Below are 24,315 nucleotides of genomic sequence, written 5' to 3'. Positions count from 1 at the left end.
AGTGGAATCAGGCTTTGGAACAAAGTACGCCGCTGCCGCCGCGGCCAACATCCTGCACTCTCCTGCTCCGGCCGAAAAATACCGGGCGGAAGACTAACGAGTTAGGTCCGGTGAGTAAGCATTTACTTGGATTCGGCCGCAATCAGGAGGGAGCAGGAGAGTTCGGGCTATTTTTACCGACAGATTTGCTCAACACCCACCCACTATTATTTTTCCGATGGCCGTTCTCTGGGGAGTCATTTTGCATGCGCTGGGAGGCTTTGCCTCGGGCAGCTTCTACCTGCCCTACAAGAAAGTGAAGGGCTGGGCCTGGGAAAGCTACTGGCTGGTTGGCGGCATCGTCTCCTGGCTGATTGCGCCCATCGTGCTCGGCCTGGCCACCGTGTCGGACCTCTTCCAGGTGCTGGGCCAGGCCTCGGGCTCCGATCTGGCCTGGGTGTACTTCTGGGGTGTGATGTGGGGCTTCGGCGGCCTCACCTTCGGGCTGGCCATGCGCTACCTCGGCCTCTCGCTGGGCATGGCCGTCACGCTGGGCCTCTGCGCGGTGTTCGGCACGGTGGTGCCCCCGCTCTGGAAAAGCGAGTTTGCCCAGCTGCTGGGCACGCCCTCGGGCCGCATGATTCTGATTGGCCTCGCGGTGTGCGTGGCGGGCATTCTGATTTGCGGAGTGGCCGGCATGATGAAGGAAAAGTCGCTGTCGACCGAGCAGAAGCAAGCGTCCATTGCTGAATTTGACCTGCGCAAAGGCCTGCTGGTGGCCGTGTTTTCGGGCATCATGAGCGCCTGCATGTCCTTCGGCCTCGACGCGGGCCAGGGAATTGCCGACCTAGCGGTGCAGCACGGCACCGACCCGCTGTATAAAAACAACGCCATTCTGGTGGTGGTGCTGCTCGGCGGCCTGACCACCAACGGCCTCTGGTGCCTCTACTTGAACTTCAAGAACAAGACCTTCGCGGACTACACCAACGTGTCGGCCCCGGTAGCGCGCAACCTCTTCTTCTGCGCCCTGGCCGGCCTGACCTGGTACCTGCAGTTCTTCTTTTACGGCATGGGCGACACCCAGCTGGGCGACTACCGCTTCTCGGGCTGGACGCTTCACATGGCTTTCATCATCACCTTCAGTTCTTTGTGGGGCCTCTACCTGCACGAGTGGCGCGGCGCCAACGCCCCCACCATGCGCACCGTGGCCATCGGTATTCTGGCGGTGGTGTTTTCTACGGTGATTGTGGGCTACGGCAACTACCTGGGCTCGGAGAAGCCGGCCGAAGCCAAAGCTCAGGAAACCAGTCAGCCCCAGGCCCGTACCAGTACCGAAGCGCCTTCAATGCTGGCCAGCCACTAAGACGCTGCGCAGTTTTACAGTACCACGTTCCGATTACCCTGAGTGAGTGAAGCAAAAGAGGTCGGCCCGACAGGGGCCGACCTCCTTTGTTTTTGGGTTGGTCGTAGCCAGGGTTTATGCTAGATGCGCCGCGTCCAGACCGCTCAAGTGGGCCAAGGTGCTCCGGCCGGCCGCGGTTGCCGGTGGCTGAGGGGCAGCCCGACGGCCGGGCTACAACCGCCGGGGCGAAGCCGCGTAAGCTCCGGGACGGCTGCCGGTGGCGGTGCGGTTTGTTTCGACCCCCTATGGACATGCACCACATCCGCCGCGGCGCGGGCCAGCCGCTTTTGCTCGTGCACGGCATCGGCGGCAGCTGGCAATCCTGGCAGCTCATCATCGACGCACTGGTGGCCGGCGGGCGCGAAGTCATTGCCGTGGATTTGCCCGGGCACGGAGCCACCCCGCCCTTGGCCGGCGAAACCTCCATCCGCACCCTGGCCGACGCCCTCACCGGGTTTTTGCGCCGCCACAGCCTGCTCGGCGTCGACGCGGTCGGTTCCTCGATGGGGGCCCGGTTGGTGCTGGAACTGGTCCGGCGCGGCGGCGTGCTCGGCGGCGTGGTGTCGCTCGACCCTGGTGGGTTCTGGCGGGGCTGGGAGGTGCCCGCCTTTTACTACTCGGTGGCCGCCTCGGTGCGCCTGGTGCGGGCCCTGCAGCCCGTGATGCCGCTGCTGACGGGCAACGCCGTGGGCCGGACCGCGCTGCTGGCGCAGTTTGCCGCCCGGCCCTGGCAGCTACCCGCCGGCCAGGCCCTCACCGAAATGCGCTCCTTCGCCGCCTCGCCCGTGTTCGACGAGCTGCTGTGGCAACTGGCCTACGGCGAGCGGCAGCAGGGCGCCCCCGCGGGCAGCGTCAAGGCCCCGCTGCTCATCGGCTGGGGCCGCCACGATAGGGTGTGCTTCCCTGCCCAAGCCCGGCGGGCCCAGCAGCTGTTCCCCGACGCGCACCTGCATTGGTTTGCGCACACCGGCCACTTTCCGCAGTGGGACGAGCCCGCCGAAACCGCCCGCGTGGTGCTGGCCGCCCTCGCCGGTCGCACCGCCGAACTGACAGCTGCGGCCCCTGAGCGAGCTTCCCGGCGCCTGCCGGGGGCTGCGGCGGTGGGCCTGGGGCTGCTGGCCGCCGGCGTGTGGTGGCTAAGCCGGCGGCGCTAACCGGCCGGCCATGCAACCTCGGTCAGCGCCGCAGGCTAACATAAGTGCTGCGGGCATCGTCGGAGCCTCGCCGGCGGCAGCCGGGCAGGAAATTGCTCTCGCTGATAAGCCCTTGGTTCTGAACACCGGAGGCTTTCGGGTACTCTCCTGCCTAACGGGGCCGGCCGGGCAAAAAATCTTGTTTTGCAATGTTTGGGCAGGAGAATCGGGACGATATTGCTGCAAACGTTTGGGGTGTTTGCCGGCGGCGGCGAAGCAGATGGGGCCGGCGCGGCGGGTAATAAAGTAAGTGCTTCATCACCTTCCAGCAGTCTACAGGACAGTTTGGGCCGGGAGCGGGAATAGTTTGGCCTTCAGAATCAGACGTCTTCCCACTCTTTTTCACCCATAGGTCATGAAGAAATTTTACAACTGGCCCCGGTACCAGCCCGCCGCTGCGCTGTCGTTGCTGCTGCTGGCCGCGCCCCTGGCCGCGCCCCTGGCCGCCCACGCCACCGAAGCCACTGCCGCCGAATGGCAGCTGACGGGGCGCGTGGTCGGCAGCAACGGCGAAGGCCTGCCCGGCGTGACGGTGACCCTGAAGGGCTCGACCCGCGGCGTCACCACCGGCGTCGACGGCAGCTTTGCGCTGTCGGTACCCGAAACGGCCGGCACGCTGGTGTTCAGCTTCGTGGGCTTCCAGACGGTGGAGCGGCCCTTCAGCGGCGCGCAAACCTTTAACATTACCCTACAGGACGACACCAAGGCCCTGGACGAAGTGGTGGTGGTGGGCTACGGCACCCAGAAGCGCAGCGACGTGACCGGCGCCATTGCCACCCTCGACGCGACCAAGCTGGAGGAGCGCCCCATCACCCGCGTCGACCAGGCGCTGGTGGGGCAGCTGGCCGGCGTGCAGGTGCAGCAAAACACCGGCCTGCCGGGCCGCGGCTTCAACATTCAGGTGCGCGGCAACGGCTCCATCACGGCCAACAACCAGCCGCTGTACGTGATTGACGGCTTTCCGCTGGAGGGCACCTCGCCCAACGGCAACGGCAACTACGCCACCGGCTCCCCGCTCGACAACATCAACCCCAACGACATTCAGTCGATTGAGGTGCTGAAGGACGCCGCCGCGGCCGCCATCTACGGCTCGCGCGCCGCCAACGGGGTGGTGCTGGTAACCACCAAGCGCGGCAAAACCGGCAAGCCCCAGATCAGCTTCAACACCTACGCCGGCATTTCGCAGCAGGCCAAGCGCCTGGATCTGCTCTCGCCCGAAGAGTGGGTGGAGCGCTCCACGCAGATCATCAACGGCGCCTGGGTGCGCTCGGGCACCGGCCGAACCGCCGACCAGACCACGGCCCAGCGCATGGCCATTCTGAACCGCACCACCATCGATCCGGCGCTGATGATTGACGACCGGTGGCTGGACCCCAACCACGAGGGGCTGGCCTACATCGACTGGCAGGACGCCATCTTCCGCACCGGCAAAATCCAGAACTACCAGGTGTCGGCCAGCGGGGCCACCAACAACGTCAACTACTTCCTCTCCGGCAACTACACCAACCAGCAGGGCATCGTCATCGGCGTCGACTACAAGCGCTACTCGGGCCGTGCCAACGTGGAAGTGAAGGCCTCCGACAAGCTCAAGTTCGGCTTGAACATGAGCCCGAGCTACTCCGTCTCGCGCGACCCGGGCGTGGAGGGCAAGGACAACCTGGCGCAGAAGTTCATCACCATGGTGCCGGTGGCCGAGGCCTCGGCCGGCCTCTACACCAACTACGGCGAGAATGACCGCTACCTCTGGGCCGGCTCCAGCATCAGCCCGGTGGGCGAGCTGCAGAACCGCCAGCAGCGCACCACCACCTTCCGCTCCCTGAACACGGTGTACGGCGAGTACGAGTTTGTGAAGGGCCTGCGCGGCCGCGTGTCGGTGAACCTGGACAACACCGACGCCCGCTCCAAGACCTACATTCCGAACTCCAAGCTGGTGGGCTCGGGCGCCACGGGCACCTACAGCGGCTACCGCAAGCAGGCCTTCGTGAACGAAAACACGCTGACCTACGCCAAGGTCATCGGCGACCGGCACGACATTTCGGCTCTGGCCGGCTACAGCTACAACTTCTTCAAGACCGAGACGGACAAGCTCAAGTCCTCGGGCGGCTTCGTCAACAGCGCCGTAACCACGCTCAACGGCGCCACCAACATCACCGGCACCTCCGACAACGGCACCTCGGAGACGCAGAACGTGCTCATCTCGTACTTCGGCCGCCTGCAGTACGCCTACATGGGCAAGTACCTGCTCTCGGCCAGCGTGCGCCGCGACGGGTCGTCCCGCTTCGGCACCGACCGCCGCTGGGGCGTGTTCCCGGCCGCCTCGGTGGGCTGGCGCATCTCGCAGGAAAACTTCATGCAGGACGTGACGCCGGTGAGTGACCTGAAGCTGCGCGGCTCCTTCGGCATGTCGGGCAACAACGGCATCGGCGACTACAGCTCCATTGCCACGCTGGGCATCTACAACTACACCTTCGGCGGGGCCGTGGCCACCGGGCAGGCGCCCAACAAGGCCCCGAACGGCATCCTGCAGTGGGAAAAGTCGCGCACCTTCGACGTGGGCCTGGACGTGGGCCTGCTCAAGAACCGGGTGTACGGCTCCTTCGACTACTACACCAAAACCAGCCAGGACCTGCTGCTGAACGTGCCGCGCGTCAGCGCCTCGGGCTACGAGTCGCAGCTGGTCAACATCGGCGAGGTGCAGAACCGCGGCTGGGAAGTGGAATTGAAAACGCGTAACCTGGCCTCGGGCGGCTTCGAGTGGAACACCTCGCTGAACTTCGCCCACAACCAGAACGAGGTGAAGCACCTCGGCCCGGGCGACGCCACCATCGAAATTCCCTCGCCCTACGGGGCCAGCAGCACCCTGCTGATGGTGGGCCAGCCGATGTACGTGTTCTACGCCATCAAGCAGACCGGCATCCTGACCCAGGCCGACGTGGACGGCGGTGCGCCCGTGATTCAGGGCGAGACGGTGGGCGACCCGCGCTACCTTGACGCCAACGGCGACGGGGTCATCACCGACCAGGACCGCGTCATCATTGGCCGGCCGAGCCCGAAGTACACTTGGGGCGTGACCAACACCTTCAGCTACAAAGGCTTTGACCTGAGCGTGCTGGTGCAGGGCCAGAACGGCGGGCAGCTCTACTCGCTTATCGGCCGCGCCATCGACAACAGCGGCATGGGCTACAACCAGAACGTGCTCGGCACCCAGCGCGACCGGTGGATCAGCCCCGAACAGCCCGGTGCGGGCCTGCGCGGCAAGTCGAACATCAACTTCTCGCCCCTGAAGAGCGACTCCTGGCTGTACTCCACCAACTACGTGCGGGTGCGCAACATCACCCTGGGCTACAACCTGGGCAACGTCATCAGCAAGCGCGTGGCGCAGGGCGCCCGGGTGTACTTCTCGATGGAGAACTTCTTCGGCCACGACAAGTACAACGGCGGCTACAACGTGGACGCGGTCAACTCCGACACCGGCGGCGGCGGTTTCTCGGTGGGCACCGACTACGGCGGACTTCCGCTGACCAAATCGATGACCCTGGGCCTGAACGTGACTTTCTAGAACTCAGAACTTGGGCCTGAGACCTTGCAGGAGCAGTCTTGCTTCTACGTTCTAGGCGCTCAGATCTACGCTCTCCTCCCTGACTTTCCCATGAAAAAGATATTTCTGCTGCTGGCCGCGGCCGCGCTGCTGACCGCCACGGGCTGCGAAGACCTGGACCAGGCACCGATTTCCTCGGGTTCGGTGCCCACGTTCTACAAGTCGGCCGACGACTTCAACCAGGCCCTGAACGCCACTTACAGCACCCTGCGGAGCTGGCCCGACCGTACGCTGACCATGTCCGAAACGCGCTCCGATAATATTTACGGCGTGTCGACCCAGGGCATTCGGACCTGGGAGCCCATCAACAACTTCTCCTTGGGCGTGGTGGCCAACGAGTACCCGGCCGACGCCTGGAGCGCCGACTACCTGGCCATTTACCGGGCCAACGTGCTGCTCGACCAGCTGGAGCAAAACGGCACGGTGCTCACCGACGCCGCCCGCAAGAGCACCGAAGCCCAGGCCCGCTTCCTGCGCGCCTTCTACTACTTCGACCTGGTGCGCTACTTCGGCCGCGTGCCGCTCGTGGACAAGCCCCTGGAGCCCCAGGACGTGGCCAAGCTCGGCCGCGCGCCGGTGGCCGACGTGTACAGCCTCATCGTCAGCGACCTGCAGAACGCGGCGGCCAACCTGCCCGTGTCGTACGCCGCTGCCGACGCGGGCCGCGTGACCTCGGGCGCGGCCAAGAGCCTGCTGGCCCTGGTGTACATGACGCGCTCGGGCGACACCTACGGCGGTATCCAAGGGCCCGGCCTGGGCACCAACGACTACGCCGCGGCCCTGGGCCTGCTCAACGAAGTCATTGCCAGCGGGCAGTACCAGCTGATTACGGCCGCCGGCACCTCGCCCAACGCCTACGCCAACGTCTTCTCCTACACCAACGAGAGCAACAACGGCAACCGCGAGGTCATCTTCGACGTGCAGTACATCAGCGGCGGCGTGGGCCTGGGCGGTAGCTTCCCCTCGATTCTGGTGACCAACAACTACTTCACCTCCATCGGGGTGGGCACCACTTTCGGCACCGGCGACGAGCTGCGGCCGGCCTCCAACAGCCTGCTGAACTCCTACGCCACCGGCGACCTGCGCAAGGGCGTCAACTTCCAGGTGGGCTACACCGCCGGCACGGCCGTGGAGACGCGCGCTGCGTTCAAAAAGTACATCAACGGCGCGCTGCGCGGCACCACGCGCACCGACTGGCCCATCAACTTCATCGTGCTGCGCTACGCCGACGTGCTGCTGCTCAAGGCCGAATGCCTGCTGCGCAGCGGCGGCAGCCAGAGCGAGGCGCTGGGCTTGGTCAACCAGATCCGCCGCCGCGCCTACGGCCTCTCCATCACCGCCCCGAGCCCCGTGGCCGATTTGACCAGCGTCAACCTAGACCAGCTGCTGGAGGAGCGCCGCCGCGAGTTTGCCGGCGAGGGCATCCGCTGGCACGATTTGGTGCGCACCGGCCGCATGGTATCGGTGATGAACGCCTGGATTACGGCCGACGATACGAACAACCGCATCCGCAAGCCGCTGAACGCCAACGACGTGCTCTATCCCGTGCCCCAGCAGGAAATGGCCGCCTCGTCGTACTCCTACGAGCAGAACCCCGGCTACTAGCCGCCCTTTGACACCCTGGGCAAGCCCGGTTTTCGCCTCAGCGGGCGGAAATCGGGCTTCCTATCTTTCGTCCGCCCTCCTTACCCCGGCCCCCGGGCCGACCCCCAACGCGCAGTGAATTTTTCCGCTTTTCCGTTTTTCCGGCCCGGCCGGCGCTTGCTGGGCGGGCTGGGCTGCGCCCTCGGGCTGCTGGCCGCGGCCGGGCCCGCGCGGGCCCAGGCGCCCGCGCCGCCGCTCTGGCACGGGCAGCAGCGCAGCCTGCGCTACCGCCCCGACGGAGCGGATTTCGTCATTGTCAACGGCCGGCACCGCTTCACCCGCGCGCTGTACGGCACCGACACCGCCTTCCGGGTGGAAGCCGGCGACCTGCCGGAGTTTGCCCTGTACCTGCCCGGCATGGGCGGCAACCTGAAGCTGGGCCTGCTGGCCGGCGGGCAGAGCAAGTGGCTGACCCAGGCCGCCCGCATCGAAGCCCGCTACCGGCCCGGGGCCATGCTCTACGACATCCAGGACCCGCTGCTGGGCCCGCAGGGCCGCCTGCGCCTGACCGTGCTGGCCCTGGCCGACGCCGAAGGCGTGGTGGTGCAGGCCGCCTTCGAGCAGGTGGCCCCCGGGGCGGTGCAGCTGGCGTGGGCGTTTGGCGGGGCGTCGGGCAAGAAATTCAGCCGCGACGGCGACATCGGGGCCGACCCCGAATCCAGCTTCGACCTGAAGCCGGAGTACTGCCAAGGCAACGAGTTTCAGCTGCTTGGCAATGGCTTCGCGCTCAGCTACGGGCAGCCGCCCAAAACCGCCCCGGCCGGCACGCCCCGCCCGCGCCTGCTGGGCGTGGCGCCCCCGGCCGCGGCCCTGCGCCTGGCCGATGCCACGCAGCAAGCCACCCCGCAGCAACTCCTAGCCTCGGCCGGGGCGGGGGCGCCGGTGGTGGCGGGCGTACTCAAGGTCAAAGCCGGGGAGCCGCTGTACTTCACGGTGCAGAAGGCCGCGGAGCCCGGCACTGCCGCTGCGCCCGCGCCGCTGCGCTACGCCGAGTTGCCGCGGGCTTTCAGCCGGGCCGAAGCGGCGCGCCGGCAGCTGGCCGGGCGGGTGCAGGTAAGCACGCCCGACGCGTACCTGAACACCCTGGGCGGGGCCCTGAGCGTGGCCGCCGACGCTATTTGGGAGGCGCCCTCCTACATACACGGCGCGGTGGCCTGGCGCATGCGCCTCAACGGCTGGCGCGGTCCCTACGCCGCCGACCCGCTGGGCTGGCACGAGCGGGCGCAGATGCACTTCCGCGCCTATGCCCAGTCGCAGCTCACGCAGCCCGAAATCGGGCCGGTGGTGATGGACACGGCCCTGAACCTGGCCCGCTCCCAGGAAAAGCTGGGCACCAGCGTGTACTCCGCGGGCTACATCAGCCGCAACCCCGGCGGCGACCTGCGCGCCCACCACTACGACATGAACCTGGTGTTCGTCGATGAGCTGCTGCGCCACCTGCGCTGGACCGGCGACCTGGCTTTTGCCCGCGAAATGTGGCCCGTGCTGCAGCGCCACCTCGCCTGGGAAAAGCGCAACTTCGACCCCGACGGCGACGGGCTCTACGACGCCTACGCCGCCATCTGGGCCTCGGACGCGCTGCAGTACAGCGGGGGCGGCGTCACGCACTCCTCGGCCTACAACTACCTGGCGAATAAAATGGCCGCCGAACTGGCCGCGCTCATCGGACAGAACGCGGCTCCCTACCAGCAGGAAGCCGGCAAGATCCGGCGGGCGCTGAACACGCGGCTGTGGCTGCCCGAGCAGGGCTGGTACGCCGAGTTTCAGGACGCGCTGGGGCGCCAAGAGCTGCACGCGGCGCCGGGGCTCTGGACCATTTACCACGCCATCGACTCGGAAGTACCTGACGCCTTCCAGGCCTACCAGGCCACGCGCTACATCGACACGCAGCTGCCGCATATTCCGGTGGCGGCCGAAGGGCTGCGCGAAAACGGCCTGTACCTGCTCTCGACCACCAACTGGCAGCCCTACGACTGGTCCCTGAACAACGTGGCGCTGGCCGAAAACCTGCACGCCTCGCTGGCTTACTGGCAGGCCGGCCGCGCCGATGACGCCTTCCGGCTCTGGAAAAGCGCCCTGCTCGAAAGCATGTACCTGGGCAGCAGCCCCGGCAACTTTCAGCAAATCAGCTTCTACGACGCCTACCGCGGCGAGCTGTACCGCGACTTTGCCGACCCTATCGGCGTGGCGGCTCGCTCCCTGGTGGAGGGCCTGTTCGGCCTGCGGCCCGACGCTCTGCACGACACCCTGCTGGTGCGCCCCGGCCTGCCCGCCGCCTGGGACTCGGCCAGCTTGGTGGTGCCCGATGCTACGTTCCGTTTTCGCCGGCAGGGCCCGCGCGAGACCTACCAGCTGACGCCGCGCCTGCCCAAACGCCTGGCGCTGAAGCTGCAAGTGCCCGCCCTGGCCACCGAGGTAGCCGCCGTGACGGTGAACGGGCAGCCCGCCACCTGGCGCAACCTGTCCGGCGCCGTCGGCCGGCCCGGCATCGAAATCCACAGCGCGCCGGCCGCGCAGTACGCGGTGGAAATTCAGTGGCGGGGCGCCGCGCCGCTGGCCCGCGTGCCGGCCGCCGACAGCGCCGCCGCAACGGCTCGGCAGCCCAAGCAGCAGACCGTGTTTGTGCCCATGAGCCAGGGGCAACTGCGCTGGTGGATGCCGGTGCAGGCGGCGGCCGCGGCCCCGGCGGTTTCGGCGGCGCCCGCAGCGGCTGCCGCTCGGCGTTGGGAGAAAGTAGATTTGAGCACCCGTTTCAACGACCAGGTGACGAGCATCTTCCAACCCAATAAGTACCTGGAGCCGCGCCCCAAGGGCCCCACGCTGCAGCTGCCCACCCAGGGCATCGGCAACTGGTGCTACCCGCTGACCCAGGCCGTTATCGACGACAGTGGGCTGCGCCGGCTGGCGGGGGCGCAGAACGAAATCCGGCTACCCGATGGCACGCCGCTGCGCACGCCCGGCGCGGCCGCAGCGAAGAACGTGCTGTTCGTGTCGCAGTGGCGCAACTACCCCCAGCAGGCCACCGTGCCGCTGAAGGGCCGCGCCGCGTCGGCGCGCTTGCTCATGGCCGGCTCAACCAACCCCATGCAGAGCCAGCTCGACAACGGGGAAGTGCTGGTCGAGTACACCGACGGCACGACGAGCCGGCTGGCCTTGCGCAACCCCGAATCGTGGTGGCCCATCGAGCAGGACTACCTCGACGACGGCTTTGCCTTTCGCCTCGGCGCCCCGCACCCGCTGCGCGTGCATCTCAAGACCGGCCGCATGGTGCCCGGCAGCGAATTTGATCAGTACACCAGCATCAAGGGCTTCAGCACCCGCGCCATCGACGGCGGCGCGGCCACGGTGCTCGATGTCCCGCTCGACCCCCAGAAGAAACTCAAAAGCCTCACCGTGCGCGCCCTGGCCAATGACGTCGTCATCGGCCTGATGAGCGTGACGCTCGGGCGGCCGTGAGCCGTTTTGCTCGCCCCAACGGGCTGACAACAACTTGCAATTCCACCCCAACATGCCCAACACCCGCTTCCTTTTCCTGTCCCTGCTCGGCTTCGGGGCCGCCACCGTGCCCGCGGCCGATGCGCTGGCCCAGGCCATCAACCGCCAGGCCGTGGTGGAGCGCCACAAGGTCGTGACCACCACCACCGACTCGCTGGCCTCGCTCAACGTGGGCAACGGCGCCTTTGCCATGACCGTCGACGTGACGGGGCTGCAGTCATTCCCGGAATACTACAGCAAGGGCGTGCCGCTGGGCACGCAGTCGGAGTGGGGCTGGCACAGCTTTCCGAACAAGGAAGCCTACAAGGTGGAGGAAGCCCAGCGCCAATACGAGCTGAACGGGCGCAAGATTCCTTACACCGTGCAGGTGAAAACGCCCGAGCGCAACAAGCAGGCCGTGGACTTCCTGCGGGCCAACCCGCACCGTCTGCAGCTGGGCAACCTGGGCTTCGTGCTGCTCAAAAAAGACGGCTCCCGCGCTACCATCAAGGACTTGAAGGAGCTGCGCCAGGAACTCAACCCCTGGACCGGCGAAATCCGCAGCCACTTCTCGCTGGAAGGCACGCCGGTGGACGTGCTGACGGTGGGCCACCAGCAGCAGGACGCGGTGGCCGTGCAGGTGAAGTCGCCGCTGGTGAAGCAAGGGCGGCTGAAGGTATTTCTGCGCCTGCCGTACCCCACGGCCCAGTGGGACGACGTGGGCGTGAACTACCAGGACACCGACAAGCACCAGTCGAAAATCGAGTCGCAGCGGGAGGCAATGGCCGTGGTGTCGCACCGCCTCGACGCCGACCACTACCAGGTGGCGTTCGGCTGGAACGGCAAGGCCAAGCTAGCAGCCGGCCCGCAGCCGCACGAGTTTGTGCTGACGCCCGACGGCAAGTTGGACGTGCTGGAAGTCAGCGCGCGTTTCACGCCGCCACTGGAGGAGAAGATGCAGCCGCTAAGCTTCGCCGAGGCCCAAAAAAGCAGCGTAGCGGGCTGGAAAAGCTTCTGGCTGAGCGGCGGCGCCGTCGACTTCGGCGCTACCCCGGACCCGCGGGCCAAGGAGCTGGAGCGGCGCATCATCCTCTCCGAGTACCTGATCCGCAGCCAGGAAACGGGGCAGTTTCCGCCCCAGGAAACCGGGCTGGTGTACAACAGCTGGTACGGCAAGCCCCACCTGGAAATGCACTACTGGCACGCCATGCACTACGGCCTCTGGGGCCGCACCGAGCTGCTGCAGAAAAGCCTCGACTGGTACCTACGCCCCGAAATCATGGCCGGGGCCAAGGCCATTGCCCAGCGCCAGGGCTTCGAGGGGCTGCGCTGGCAGAAGATGACCGACAACCAGGGCCGCGAGGCGCCGTCCTCGGTGGGTGCGTTTCTGATCTGGCAGCAGCCGCACTTCATCTACCTGGCCGAGCTGGTGCGCCGCGACGGGGGCGGGGCCGCCGCGCAGAAAAAGTACCAGGACTTGGTTTTCGCCACCGCCGACTTCATGGCCTCGTACCCGTTTTACGAGAAGGACAAGGACCGCTACATCCTCGGCAAGGGCGTGATTCCGGCCCAGGAACGCTTCAAGGCAGAGGAAACCTTTAACCCCACCTACGAGCTGGTGTACTGGCATTGGGCCCTGACCACGGCCCAGCAGTGGCGCCAGCGCGCCGGCCTCGCGCCCAACCCCAAGTACGCCGCGGTGCTGCAGAAACTCTCCAAGCTGCCCCAGGCCCAGGGCGTGTACCTGGCCACCGAAAGCGCCCCGGATTCCTACACCAACCCCGAGTTCAAAACCGACCACCCCTCCGTGCTCGGCGCGCTGGGCATGATGCCGATGACGGGGCAGCAGGACGCGGCCACCATGCGCCGCACCTTCGACCTCGTCTGGAAGGACTGGAACTGGCCGCACACCTGGGGCTGGGACTTCCCGATGACCTCCATGACCGCCACCCGCCTGGGCCTGCCCGACAAAGCGGTGGACGCGCTGCTGATGCCCATCAAAACCAACACCTACCTGCCCAACGGCCATAACTTCCAGGACGACCGGCTGCGCCTCTACCTGCCCGGCAACGGCGGTCTGCTGGCGGCCGTGGCCCTGATGTGCGCCGGCTACGACGGCAGCCCTACGAAAAACCCCGGCATCCCGCTGGGCTGGAACGTGAAGTGGGAAGGCCTCAAGCCCATGCCCTAAGCCCGATCAAGCCGCCCGCTTCAGGTGAAAAACGGCCGCCAAGCCGGGGGCTTGACCGGGACGGCTGACGGGCGGCCGCGCCACGAGAACAACGTCCCTCGAACGGCAATATGTACCTGATTTCTGCGGCGCCGAAGCAGCTTTGTCGCCTCTTTGCCGACTACTGACCGGGCTTTCGGGCCCGAATCAATCACCCCAACCTCCCCTCATAGAGAGGAGGGAAGCTAGTTTTAAGCTCTAGCGCTTCTTCATGACAAAATACCTGCCCATACTTTCCCTGCTGGCCCTAACCAGCCTGCCCGCCGCCGCTCAATCCTTCACCCCGAACCTGCCCAAGGTCAACCCGACGCAGTTTCGCCAGGATACTTTCAACATTACCAAGTACGGCGCCGTGGCCGACGGCCTCACGCCGAGCACCCAGGCCATTCAGCAGGCCATTGATGCCTGCGGGCAGAAGGGCGGGGGCGTGGTGCTGCTGCCGCGTGGGCACTGGCGCACGGCCGGGCTCACGCTGCGCTCGGGCGTGAACCTGCACCTGGCCCAGGGCGCCTTGCTGCAGTTTTCGGCCAACCGCGCCGATTACCCGCTGATTAAAACCAACTGGGAAGGTCTGGCCGCCGTGCGCAATCAGGCGCTCATCTACGGCAAGGACCTGGAAAACGTAGCCGTCACCGGCCACGGCATCCTCGACGGAGCCGGGGAAGCCTGGTGGATGGTGCAGAAGGGCCGCACGCCCGAGGGCGAGTGGAAGCAGCTGGTGGCCTCGGGCGGCGTGCTCAACGACAAGCAGGACCGGTGGTATCCCTCGCAGCAGTCGTTCCAGGGCACCAAAGTGAAAGAGGCCGGCGTCATTACCGAGGAGAAAAAGGAGGTCAAGGATTTCGAGGACATCAAGGACTACCTGCGGCCCGATTTTCTGGTGCTCGACGGCTGCAAGCGCATTCTGCTGGAGGGCGTGACCTTCCAGAATTCCCCGGCCTGGACGCTGCACCCGATGATGAGCCAGGATGTGGTGGTGCGCGGGGTGACCGTGCTCAACGGCCCCTACACGCCCAACACCGATGCGCTGGATTTGGAATCCATCAACCGCGGGCTGGTCGAAAACTGCACCTTCAGCGTGGGCGACGACGCCATTTGCATCAAATCGGGGCGCAACGAGCAGGGGCGGCAGCGCGCTATGCCCACCGAAAACATCCTGGTGCGCAACTGCACCGTGTACCGCGCCCACGGCGGCTTCGTCATCGGCTCGGAAATGTCGGGCGGGGCGCGCAACATCTGGGCCCAGAACCTAACCTTCATCGGCTCCGACATCGGCCTGCGCTTCAAGACCACGCGCGGCCGCGGCGGGGTGGTGGAGAATATCTTCATCGAAAACGTGGACATGAAGGACATTCCCGGCGAGGCCATCCTCTTCGACATGTACTACATGATCAAGGACCCCACCCCGCAGGTGGTCGGCTCCAAGGAGCGGCCCGTGTCGCCCGCCCAGCCGGTGGGGGAGGGCACGCCCGCTTTCCGCAAGATTTTCATGCGCAACGTGACCTGCAACGGCGCCCGCACCGCCATGCTGGTGCGCGGTCTGCCCGAGCGCGCCATCGAAGACATTAGCCTCGAAAACGCCGTGCTGCAGGCCGACAAAGGCCTCGTGTGCATCGAAGCCAACCGCATCAGCCTCAAGAACGTGAGCCTGCTGAGCCAGCAGACCGACCCGGTGATGGAAGTCCACAACAGCCAGAACATCACGCTCGACGGCATCAAGTACCCCGCCGGCGCTACCACGCTGCTGCGCGCCTCCGGTGCCGACAAGGCCAAGGACATCAAGCTCAGCAACACCGACGTGACGCAGGCCAAAATGCCGGTGGAATTCGGCGCCGGCGTGAAGAAAAAGGCCGTCAGCGTGACGAAAAAGTAGGTGTCCTGCCGCGGCTATGTTGCAGAAGTCAATTCACTGACTAATTCAGTGCCAGCTGTTTCAGTTGATGATTCGGTAAATTGGGCTACCTACTACCTACTCAGGTACGCATGAGGGCACATGACAGCGAAACTAGCTCGGGCTGGTAACCTTGTCAACCACAATTTTTCACTCGACTTAGCTCCCGCATTTCCTATGCGAGTTTACTCTTTTCCGGTGCTGGCCGCGCTGCTGCTCGTCAGCCCGTTGGCCTCGGCGCAAAGCAAAGTAAAAATCAAGACGAAAGGCAGCGCGCCGGTGAAAACAGCCCCTGCTGCGCCCAAACCCGCAGCCGCGGTGGCGCGGCCCTGGTCGCAGCGCATGGCCGATGCGTTTATGCAGCTCTACCCCGATACAATTCCGCCGGAGCGCAACCGTGCCGCCCGCTGGGGCTACGAGCACGGCCTGATGCTCAAGGCCCTGGAGCGCACCTGGCGCAGCTCCGGCGAGCAGAAGTACCTGGATTACGTGGTCAAGACCATGGACTACTCCATCGGCCCGGACGCGAGCATCCGCTACTTCAAGATGGAGGACTACAACCTCGACAACATCAACGCCGGGCGGGTGCTGCTCACGTTGTACCAGCAGCCCCAGCTGCCGCGCCGCGAGCTGTACCGCAAGGCCGCCGAAACGCTGCACCAGCAGCTCCAGAACCAGCCCCACACCACGGAGGGCGGCTACTGGCACAAGAAGCGCTACCAGAACCAGATGTGGCTCGACGGCCTGTACATGGCCGAGCCGTTTTCGGCCGAGTACGCCAAGCTCTTCAACCAGCCCCAGGATTTCGACCACGTGGCCCTGCAGTTTGCGCAGGTGGAAAAGCACCTGGTCGACCCCAAAACCGGGCTGCTCTACCACGGCTGGGACGAGGCCAAAACCGAGAAGTGGGCCGACAAGCAAACCGGCCTCTCGCCCAACTTCTGGAGCCGCGGCATGGGCTGGTACGCCATGGCCCTGGTCGACGTGCTCGATTACTTTCCCAAGGACCATCCGCAGCGCCAGAACCTGATTAAGTATCTGCAGCGCCTGGCGCCGGTGCTGGTGAAGTACCAGGACCCGGCCAGCGGCGGCTGGTGGCAGGTAACGGACCAAGCCAACCGCGCCGGCAATTACATCGAAACCTCCGGCACCTGCATGTTCATCTACGCCTTGCAGAAAGGCGTGCGCCTGGGCTACCTCGATAGAAAATACACCGCCGCGGCCCAGAAAGGCTACCAGGGCGTGCTGCAGAAGTTCGTGGAAACCAAGCCCGACGGCAGCCTTGCCCTGAACGGCACCGTGAGCGTGGGGGGCCTGGGCGGCAATCCTTACCGCGACGGCAGCTACGAGTACTACCTCTCCGAGCCCATCAAGCAGAACGACTTCAAGGGCGTCGGGCCGTTCATCATGGCCAGCATCGAAATGGAAATGGCCGGCAAAAAGTGAGCTGGCCGAACGGCGCCGGATGTAGCTGATTTGGCGTAGGTTTGCCGGTGCCCGGGCGGCTGCTCGGGCACCGTTTATGTTAGTGCTATCCATGCCGAAGGCCAGTCTGCTCCTCGTGCTGCTGCTGCGTTGCGGGGGCCTCGCGGCGCAACCCTCTTCCCCGAACGCCGCGCGTCTGGAAGAAGCACCCGGGCCGCGCACCCCCGACGCGGAGCTGGACCAGTACGCCGCCCAGCAGGCCGGCCAAGCCGGCAGCGTCCCCGAACTGGCCCGTTACCTGGGGCAAAAAGCCACTTCCGACTACGACAAGGCCCGGCTGATCTACGCCTGGATCGGGCAGCACATCCGCTACGACTTACGCTTTGCCCGGCGCGTGGCCGCGGGCCGGCGCGGGCCGCAGCGGCGCAACCGTCCGGCGGTGGTGCTGCGCCGCGGCAGCACCGTGTGCGCCGGCTACGCCGACCTGTTCACGGCCGTGGCTACGGCCATGGGCCTGCGGGCCACCACCATCATCGGCGACGCCAAAGCGGGCCCGGCCTTGGCCAAGACACCGCGGGGCAAGCGCATCAAGCACGCCTGGAACGCCTTTTACGCCGAGGGACGCTGGCACTTGCTCGACGTGACCTGGGGCGCCGGCGGCGTGCAGGGACGCCACAAGCCCGTGTTTGTGCCCGCCTACGACGCGTTTTGGTTTGACGCCGACCCCTACGCTTTCCTGTTCTGGCACTTGCCCGCCAAGCCCCAGTGGCAGGGCGTGGCGGCCCCCGTGAAACCCAAGGCGTTTCGGGCGCTGCCCGCCGTCGACCCCGAGCTGTTTGCCTACGGCCTCGACCCGCAGCGGCTGCTGGACTCCGCTCTGGAGGCCAAATACCGGCTGCGCCTGCCCGGCGTGCGCGGGGGCTGGCCCGGCATCCGGCTGGTGCAGGTGCCGCTCACCAAGCGGCTGCTCGTCGGCCGCCCGTACACCTTCGTGGTGGCCGCGCCGGCAGACGCCCAGCTCATGTTGCTCAACGGAACGCAGCCCTGTTATTTGCAGCGAGAGGGCAACGCGTGGCGAGTTACCTTCAAGCCGGCGGCCGGCCCGGTGCTGCTGCGGGTGCGCACTTCGGCCACGCTGTGGTTTGACGTGCTGCAGTACGTGGCGGGCCCGCCGCGCCCCCAAAATCCCGCCGCAGCTAACCTGAACAGCCCCGCGCGGTTGTGTTGCGTATGCGGGGTGCTTCCCCAACCCAAACCCGGTTCCTTATGCTCGTTGCTCGTCTTCTTTCCGCCGCCAGCACCCGCCTCGGGCTGGGCCTGCTGCTCACCGGCTGCCTGCTCGGCGGCCCCACCGCCCGGGCCCAGGCCAAGCTGGGCAAAGTCACGCCCTACCCGGCTGGCAAGGACTTCAACCAAGTGGGCTCCGACGCCCGCGCCGTGGCCCTGGCCGACAGCGTGATGCAGGCCATGGGCGGCTACGACGCCTGGCAGAAGGCGCGCTTTATCGGCTGGGAGTTTTTCGGCGAGCAGTACCAGGTGTGGGACAAGCAAACCAACGACTTCCGCTGGCAGAAGGGCGACTTGGTGATGACCGGCAACCTCAACACGCGCACTGGCAAAGTCTACAAGGCCGGGCAGGACATCAGCGAAACCGAGGAAGGCAAAAAGCTGCTGACCAACATGTACGCCACATGGGCCAACAACTCCTGGTGGCTGCTGATGCCGTTTAAGCTCAAGGACTCGGGCGTGAAGCTCGCCTACAAGGGCACCGGCAAAACCATGCAGGGCAGCCCGGCCCGGGTGGTCGAAATGACCTTCGAAAACGTGGGCGTGACGCCCAACAACCGCTACGAGCTGCTCATCAGCCCGCGCACCTACCTGCTGGAGGAGTGGGCCTTCTACCGCAACGCCACCGATGCGGCGCCCAGCTTCCGCCGGCAGTGGAGCGACTACCGCCCCTACGGCCGCCTGCTGCTCGCCGACAACCGCACCGACGGCAAGGACGGCCGCCGGCTCAATAGCATTGCCGTGGTACCCAAGCTGCCCGCGGGCTACCTGCAGAACCCCAAGCCCCAGGACAAGCTGAAATAGGCGGCCGGCAGAGCGTGTTGCGGGGTTAGCGCACGACTTCCAGCCAGCCCTTGAGGCGGCGGCCGGAGGTGGCGTGTTCGAGCAGGTAGAAATAGGTGCCGGCCGATTGCCCCGGGGCGGCCCAGTCGTTCTGGTAGGCCGGCTGCTCGTAGACCTTGACGCCCCAGCGGTTGAACACCTGCAGGCGCCAGGCGTTGGGCTCCAGGCCCTGCGGCGCAAACGCGTCGTTCTGCCCGTCGCCGTTGGGCGTGATGATGTTGGGAATCATGAACGGGCAGCTTTCCCCGAACCGCACCTGCACGGCCGCCTCCGTGGAGCAGCCGTTCGGGTTGGTCACCAGCACGGTGTAGCGGCCGGCTTGCGTGGCGTCGAAGCTCGCGCCGGTGCTTCCGTCTTGCCAGCGGTAGGTGTTGCCCGCCGGCTGCGGGCTGGGGCGCAGCAGCACCCGCTCGTTGGCGCAGATTTCCGGGTCGGCGCCCAGGCTGACGACCGGCGCCGGGTAAAAGGTCAGTGTGACCGAGTCGCGGACGGGGCAGCGCTGCGGGGCCGTCACTTCCACCCAATAGTGCCCCGAGCTGCGGACCCGGAGCGTGGGGGCGGTGCTGCCGTCGGACCACAGAAAGCGCGTGCCATCCGGCACGGCCGGCACCACCGAGAGCACCGCGGTGGTGCCGATGCACTGGGCCGGCGCGGTCGGGGCGAGGCGGGCAACGGTGTAGTGGAACACGTTCACGGCCTGGGAGTAGGTATGGACCGCGCCGCTCACCTCGCGCACCGTCATGGTCACGGTGTAAGTGCCCGGCTGCGCGTAGCGGTGCGTAACGCGGGCACCGGTGGCCACGTTGCCCGCGCCCGCGCCGGGCTCTCCGAAGTTCCAGGTGATGGTGGCGTCGGGAATGAGCGGGTAGATGGAAGCGCTGAACACGGCGTCGTCGCCGAAGCAAACGTCGCTGCTGAGCAGGGCGAAGTTGACGAGCACCTCGCCCGGCACGGGCGGGCGCACCAGCACGTTGGGCAGGCCCATGCTGGGAAAGTGGGCGGCGTCGAAGCCGGTGACGGCGTTTTCGCGCACGCCGCAGCCGAGGCCCGCCACGTTGGGCGCGGCAATGACGTTGAGCCCGAGCGTGGCCGTGGCCACGTTCAGGCGCGTTTGGTAGATTTTCTGATCGGGCCCCAGCTGCAGGGCCCCGTTGGCGTTGCTGACCCCGCCCACCAGCACCGGGTTGCCGCCCGGCAGCGCGTACTGGTAAATGTTGTTGACCAGGCCCACGTAGAGCAGGTTGCCGTCGGGGGAAAATTCCAGGCCGTAGTAGGCTGGCAGCGACACGGGCGGGTCGGGCAGGCGGCGCGGCCCCGATACCACCCCGGTGCCGTAGTTGAAGTCGAACAGCTCCAGGGCGCCGTTGTATTGGCCCAGCGCGAGGCGGCGGCCGGTGGGCGCGACTTTCATGTAGCCCAGGGCGTTGTAGTCGCTGCGGCCGTTGCGGCCGCCCTGGTGCACCACTCCGCCCGACGACCACACCGGCGCCGGGGCCAGGCCGTTGGCCGTCAGCAGGTAGCTCAAAAACACGTTGTTGTTCCAGCCGTGCACCACCAGCCAGATGTCCTGCTGGTTGGCGTGGCGCACGGCCACCAGTTTCTCGGTCAGGCGGCCGTCCCCGACGGGCACGGGTATCTGCACATCCTTCCGCACCACCTCGCCCAGCCCGCCCTGGCGGCTCAGGTCGACGACGGAGTAGCGGAAGCCGTGGCGGAAGCTGTTTTCGGCCGCGTCGACGGTGAAGATGAAGTACTCGGTGCGGCTGCCGGGCCGGGGCACCACCGTCACGCCCTGGGTAGCCGAGTTGGGCGTCAATTCGCTGTTGGTGCCGTTGTAGCCGCCAATTTCCGTCCCGCCGACCATGATTTGGTGCTGCCGGTTCCACACCGTGATGCCGTTGGTGTAAAGCAGCAAATTGCCCTGGGCATCGGAAATGGCGGCGCAGCCCTCGCCCGAGCTCATGGCCCCGTCGGTGAGCAGGCGCGGCCCCGAAGGCCCGAACGCCACCCCGGCCCGGAGGCCGAAGTACCAGTTGTCGAATTCGCGCTGGGCCCGCGCGCCGCGGCTCAGCAGCAGGCACAACAAACAGCACAGCACGACCGGGGCGTTAAAGTGCTTCATACACGGAAGGAGCTAGGACGGCAATAGTAGGGGAAACAAGTTACTGGATGAGAAAATCGTCGCAAAGGTTGGTAGCGGACGGCGTTTCTGATCGAAGGCGCAACTAGGCCTTGTCGATCAGCGGGTTTGGTGGGGCGGCTGGCGCTGGCAGCGTCAGGACAGCCCCCGCCGAAGTCGCCCTGAAGTCCGCGCCGGAAGCAACGGGAAGCAGGCGCTAGAACAGGTCGTCCTTGGCCGGGGCGGTGTAGGGCTGGGGCGTGCTGCTGGCCGGGGGCAGGCCGAAAAAGAAATACAGCGTGCGGCGGCGGGTGCCGCGCAGGTGGTTAAGCTCGCTCTGGGGCCCAAGGGCGGCGGTGTTGGCGTCGATGTTCAGGGCCAGCTTGGTGCCCAGGGGCGGAATGGCGTCGAGGAAGGAGAGGTTGCCGGCGGGCAGCGGCGGGTGGGGCTGCACGCCCGAGAGGCCGTAGAAGTCGAAGAGGCGCACGTAGAGTCCGGCGTCGGGCGTGGCCACGAGGAATTTGCCTTCCACCGTGTTCAGCTCCAGCCAGCTGATGTCGGCGAAGTAGCCCTTGAACTCGGGGTAGATCCAGGGCGCGGCGCCGGTTTGGGTGTTGTTGTAGGCGTTTTCCCAGGTGTCGAGCGCGACGCCATGCGGGCGGTTTTTCCAGACGCGGTAGGGGCCCCGGCCCAGCCACCGGGCGCCCAGCACGTAGTTTTCGGGGTAGCGGAACGAGAGGCCGGCGAAGGGCAGGTCGCCCTCGGTGGCGTATTCGTAATCAAGCTGCAGCCAGCCCGAGCCGTACATTTTCCAGCGTACCGCGCGCAGGTCGCCCCGGTAGCGCGCCTCCACCACCTCGCCGTCGGGCTCCGCGTGGTGCGTGAGGCCCTCGAACGCGGCCGCGCCGCTCACCAGCAGCGGCCCGCCGCCGAAGCTGAGCTTGTCGCCGTTGTTGCCCTTCAGCCCGGTAAGGCGGCCGGTGTGCCGGTTCCAGCCCACCGTGATGCCGGCCGCCTTGAGCGTGAGGGTGGAGTCGGTGTCGGTGGTTTCGACGGGGCCGGCCGCCAGCGTCACGATGCCGTCGAGGGCGCGGCGGGCGGGGCCGGTGCGCCAGGTCCAGCGGTACACCAAGTTCTTCTGCGCGTCGAAGGCGGCCAGCTGCAGGGCGTCGGAGCGCTGCCAGTCCTTGGGCAGGTCCAGCTGCAGCCGGCCCTTGGCCAGCGGCGCCACCTCGGGGCTGGCGGCCCGGCCGCGCTGCAGGGTTACGTGCCCGCTGAACGCGTCGCCAGGCTTGCGAAAATTCACCAGCTCCCACTGGAAAAAGCACTGGCTCAAGTTCAGGAAGTGGTAGCGGTTTTCGACCTCGACAATGCCCTTAAAGTCTGCGGGTAGCTCGGCTAGCGGCGGGGCAGAACTGGTGGCCGCCGCCCCGCTCGGGGCCGAAGCTGCCGACGCCTGGCCCCGTTTCGAGGGCTTCTGCGCGGCCTTCGCCGGCGCCCCGGGTATGCGCGCTTGGATGGGCGAAAAGATTTCCCGGATGGCGTAGAAACTGCCTTCCTTTTCGCGGTGCGGGCCCAGCACGCCGTCGGGCGCATTCACCCCGTTCACGTCGATGATGCCGCGCTGGTCGGTGCGCACCACGCCCTCGTCGACCAGGGCCCAGAGGAAGCCGCCGCCGGAGCGCGGGGCCTGCCAGTGCAGCGCCCAGATATCCTGCAGCCCGGCCGCCCCGCCGCCGTCGTCCTGGCAGTGCAAAAACTCAGTGGGCATGTAGATCAGCGAATCGGCCAGGATTTTCTGGGTGCTGTAGAAGTTCTCGTAGTGGTTGGTGTCGATGCCGTTGTGCTGGTTGCCGGGGCGGTGGTGGGCGTGGATGACGGGCCGTTTCGACAAATCGTACTGCGCGAAGTCGTCGTCCAGCTCCTTGTTGGTACCGCCCTCGTTGCCGTTGCTCCAAAACAGAATGCTGGGGTGGTTGCAGTCGCGCTGCACCATTTCGCGCACCAGCGGGGCGCCGGCCGCGGTGCTGTACGCTTTCTGCCAGCCGGCCAGCTCGTCGAGCACGTAGAGGCCCAGCGAGTCGCAGAGCTCCAAAAAGCGCCGGTCGGGCGGGTAGTGCGACATGCGCACCGCGTTCATGTTCATTTCCTTGATCAGGCGCACGTCCTGCAGGTGCACGGCGTCGCTGAGGGTACGGCCGGTTTCGGGCCACCAGCTGTGGCGGTTTGTGCCCTTGAGCTTGACCTGGGTGCCGTTGACGAAAATGCCCCGCCCGCGCCGGATTTCGATGGTGCGGAAGCCGAACCGCTCCTCGGTTTGGTACAGCGGCTGCCCGCCGGCCCGCAGCGTGACGCGGGTGCGGTAGAGGTGCGGCGTCTCCGAGGTCCAGCGCCGCGGCTGCCGGACGCGGGTTTGCACCTGCACCAACGTATCGGCAGGCTGGGCCGTGCCCCGCGCCGTGCCCACCACGCGGCCGTCGGCGTCGAGGATGTCGGCCTGCACCTCGGTGGCCTGTTGCAGCCCGCGCACGAACACGTTCAGGGCAAACGCACCGTCGGCTCGCGCATCGATGGCCAGGCGCGGGATAAACTGCTGCGGTACGGCTTCCAGCTTCACCGGCCGGAAAATGCCGCCAAACACCCAGTAGTCGGCCAGGCGCTCGGCGTTGTTCACCGACTTATCCGCCGACATCTTGCTCACCGTGACTTCCAGCAAGTTAGGCTGGCCGGCGGGGCGCAGCTTGTCGGTGATGTCGTAGCGAAACTCGTAGAAGGCGCCTTGGTGAATCGGCCCGGCCAGCTGCCCGTTCACCTTCACCTCGGTGTCGGTCATCGAGCCCTCGAACACGATGAACACCCGCCGCTGCTGCCAGTCGGCGGGCGTGCGGAACTCGTGCCGGTAGCGGCCCTGCTCGTCGGCGAAGCGGAAGTTCTTGCCGTAGGTTTTGTAGTCGCGGCCGTAGTTGTAGCTGCCGAAGCCCTGCTGCTCCCAGCAGGAGGGCACCGCAATGGTGGTCCAATACCCGCTCTGCCGCCCGCCGGTGCAGTAAAAATCCCAGGCCACGGTGCGGTCCTTGTCGCGGCCCGAGAGGTAGAGCGTCTGCTTGGTGGGGGCGGCAGGCTGGGCCCGGGCCGCCAAGCTGCCGAGCAGCCACAGGGCACCCAGGCAGCGGGTGAGAAACAAGAACATGCGGGGCGGGAAGTGGGTTAGCGGGCCCAACATAGCCAAC

12 protein-coding genes are annotated in these 24,315 nt (G+C 66.5%); 10 read left to right on the top strand and 2 right to left on the bottom strand.

Features of this window, described 5'->3' with window-relative positions:
• Positions 1-217 precede the first annotated feature (217 nt).
• The 10 genes from rhaT to LJ737_RS27295 all read left to right on the top strand — a co-directional run bounded on the left by rhaT (position 218) and on the right by LJ737_RS27295 (position 18,927).
• Positions 218-1,342, top strand: coding sequence for an L-rhamnose/proton symporter RhaT (gene rhaT / locus LJ737_RS25065; RefSeq protein ID WP_227769517.1), 1,125 nt, complete (start codon positions 218-220; stop codon positions 1,340-1,342).
• 284 nt (positions 1,343-1,626) lie between these two features.
• Entirely contained in the window at positions 1,627-2,535 is a 909-nt protein-coding gene (locus LJ737_RS25060) for an alpha/beta fold hydrolase (protein ID WP_227769516.1), read from the top strand.
• A gap of 394 nt (positions 2,536-2,929) precedes the next feature.
• Complete coding sequence (locus tag LJ737_RS25055) at positions 2,930-6,133, top strand: SusC/RagA family TonB-linked outer membrane protein (RefSeq protein ID WP_227769515.1); 3,204 nt, start codon at positions 2,930-2,932, stop codon at positions 6,131-6,133.
• Between the two features lie 90 nt (positions 6,134-6,223).
• Positions 6,224-7,777 carry a RagB/SusD family nutrient uptake outer membrane protein gene (locus LJ737_RS25050; RefSeq protein WP_227769514.1) on the top strand — a complete coding sequence of 518 codons (1,554 nt, stop codon included), beginning with the start codon at positions 6,224-6,226 and terminating at the stop codon, positions 7,775-7,777.
• 114 nt (positions 7,778-7,891) lie between these two features.
• Complete coding sequence (locus LJ737_RS25045) at positions 7,892-11,272, top strand: DUF4450 domain-containing protein (RefSeq protein ID WP_227769513.1); 3,381 nt, start codon at positions 7,892-7,894, stop codon at positions 11,270-11,272.
• Between the two features lie 52 nt (positions 11,273-11,324).
• Complete coding sequence (locus tag LJ737_RS25040; RefSeq protein WP_227769512.1) at positions 11,325-13,481, top strand: hypothetical protein; 2,157 nt, start codon at positions 11,325-11,327, stop codon at positions 13,479-13,481.
• Positions 13,482-13,731: 250 nt separating this feature from the next.
• Positions 13,732-15,393, top strand: a complete 1,662-nt coding sequence (locus LJ737_RS25035) for a glycoside hydrolase family 28 protein (RefSeq protein WP_227769511.1) — start codon at positions 13,732-13,734, stop codon at positions 15,391-15,393.
• Positions 15,394-15,588: 195 nt separating this feature from the next.
• Positions 15,589-16,857 carry a glycoside hydrolase family 88/105 protein gene (locus LJ737_RS25030; protein ID WP_227769510.1) on the top strand — a complete coding sequence of 423 codons (1,269 nt, stop codon included), beginning with the start codon at positions 15,589-15,591 and terminating at the stop codon, positions 16,855-16,857.
• Positions 16,858-16,948: 91 nt separating this feature from the next.
• On the top strand, positions 16,949-18,295 hold the full coding sequence (locus LJ737_RS25025) for a transglutaminase domain-containing protein (protein WP_227769509.1): 1,347 nt from the start codon (positions 16,949-16,951) through the stop codon (positions 18,293-18,295).
• A complete protein-coding gene (locus LJ737_RS27295) occupies positions 18,295-18,927 on the top strand; it encodes a DUF6503 family protein (RefSeq protein WP_410779969.1) in 633 nt (210 codons plus the stop codon). The genes LJ737_RS25025 and LJ737_RS27295 overlap by 1 nt, the downstream gene beginning before the upstream one ends.
• Before the next feature lie 25 nt (positions 18,928-18,952).
• Here the strand turns inward: LJ737_RS27295 and LJ737_RS25020 are convergent, their stop codons facing one another.
• Positions 18,953-21,088 carry a T9SS type B sorting domain-containing protein gene (locus LJ737_RS25020; RefSeq protein WP_227769508.1) on the bottom strand — a complete coding sequence of 712 codons (2,136 nt, stop codon included), beginning with the start codon at positions 21,086-21,088 and terminating at the stop codon, positions 18,953-18,955.
• A gap of 214 nt (positions 21,089-21,302) precedes the next feature.
• A complete protein-coding gene (locus LJ737_RS25015) occupies positions 21,303-24,275 on the bottom strand; it encodes a glycoside hydrolase family 2 TIM barrel-domain containing protein (protein ID WP_227769507.1) in 2,973 nt (990 codons plus the stop codon).
• Positions 24,276-24,315: the final 40 nt, after the last annotated feature.

Source organism: Hymenobacter sp. 15J16-1T3B, assembly GCF_020711235.1.
Taxonomy (GTDB): domain Bacteria; phylum Bacteroidota; class Bacteroidia; order Cytophagales; family Hymenobacteraceae; genus Solirubrum.
Note: the sequence above shows the minus strand (reverse complement) of the source record. Positions and strands in the feature narration are given on the sequence as shown.

Bases quoted from the DNA above. Each gene is read 5' to 3' on its own strand.
- LJ737_RS25025 (WP_227769509.1), top strand. From the start codon at position 16,949: ATGCCGAAGGCCAGTCTGCTCCTCGTGCTGCTGCTGCGTTGCGGGGGC.
- LJ737_RS25060 (WP_227769516.1), top strand. From the start codon at position 1,627: ATGGACATGCACCACATCCGCCGCGGCGCGGGCCAGCCGCTTTTGCTC.
- LJ737_RS25050 (WP_227769514.1), top strand. From the start codon at position 6,224: ATGAAAAAGATATTTCTGCTGCTGGCCGCGGCCGCGCTGCTGACCGCC.
- rhaT (WP_227769517.1), top strand. From the start codon at position 218: ATGGCCGTTCTCTGGGGAGTCATTTTGCATGCGCTGGGAGGCTTTGCC.
- LJ737_RS25020 (WP_227769508.1), bottom strand. From the start codon at position 21,088: ATGAAGCACTTTAACGCCCCGGTCGTGCTGTGCTGTTTGTTGTGCCTG.
- LJ737_RS25055 (WP_227769515.1), top strand. From the start codon at position 2,930: ATGAAGAAATTTTACAACTGGCCCCGGTACCAGCCCGCCGCTGCGCTG.
- LJ737_RS25030 (WP_227769510.1), top strand. From the start codon at position 15,589: ATGCGAGTTTACTCTTTTCCGGTGCTGGCCGCGCTGCTGCTCGTCAGC.
- LJ737_RS25035 (WP_227769511.1), top strand. From the start codon at position 13,732: ATGACAAAATACCTGCCCATACTTTCCCTGCTGGCCCTAACCAGCCTG.
- LJ737_RS27295 (WP_410779969.1), top strand. From the start codon at position 18,295: ATGCAGGCCATGGGCGGCTACGACGCCTGGCAGAAGGCGCGCTTTATC.
- LJ737_RS25015 (WP_227769507.1), bottom strand. From the start codon at position 24,275: ATGTTCTTGTTTCTCACCCGCTGCCTGGGTGCCCTGTGGCTGCTCGGC.
- LJ737_RS25040 (WP_227769512.1), top strand. From the start codon at position 11,325: ATGCCCAACACCCGCTTCCTTTTCCTGTCCCTGCTCGGCTTCGGGGCC.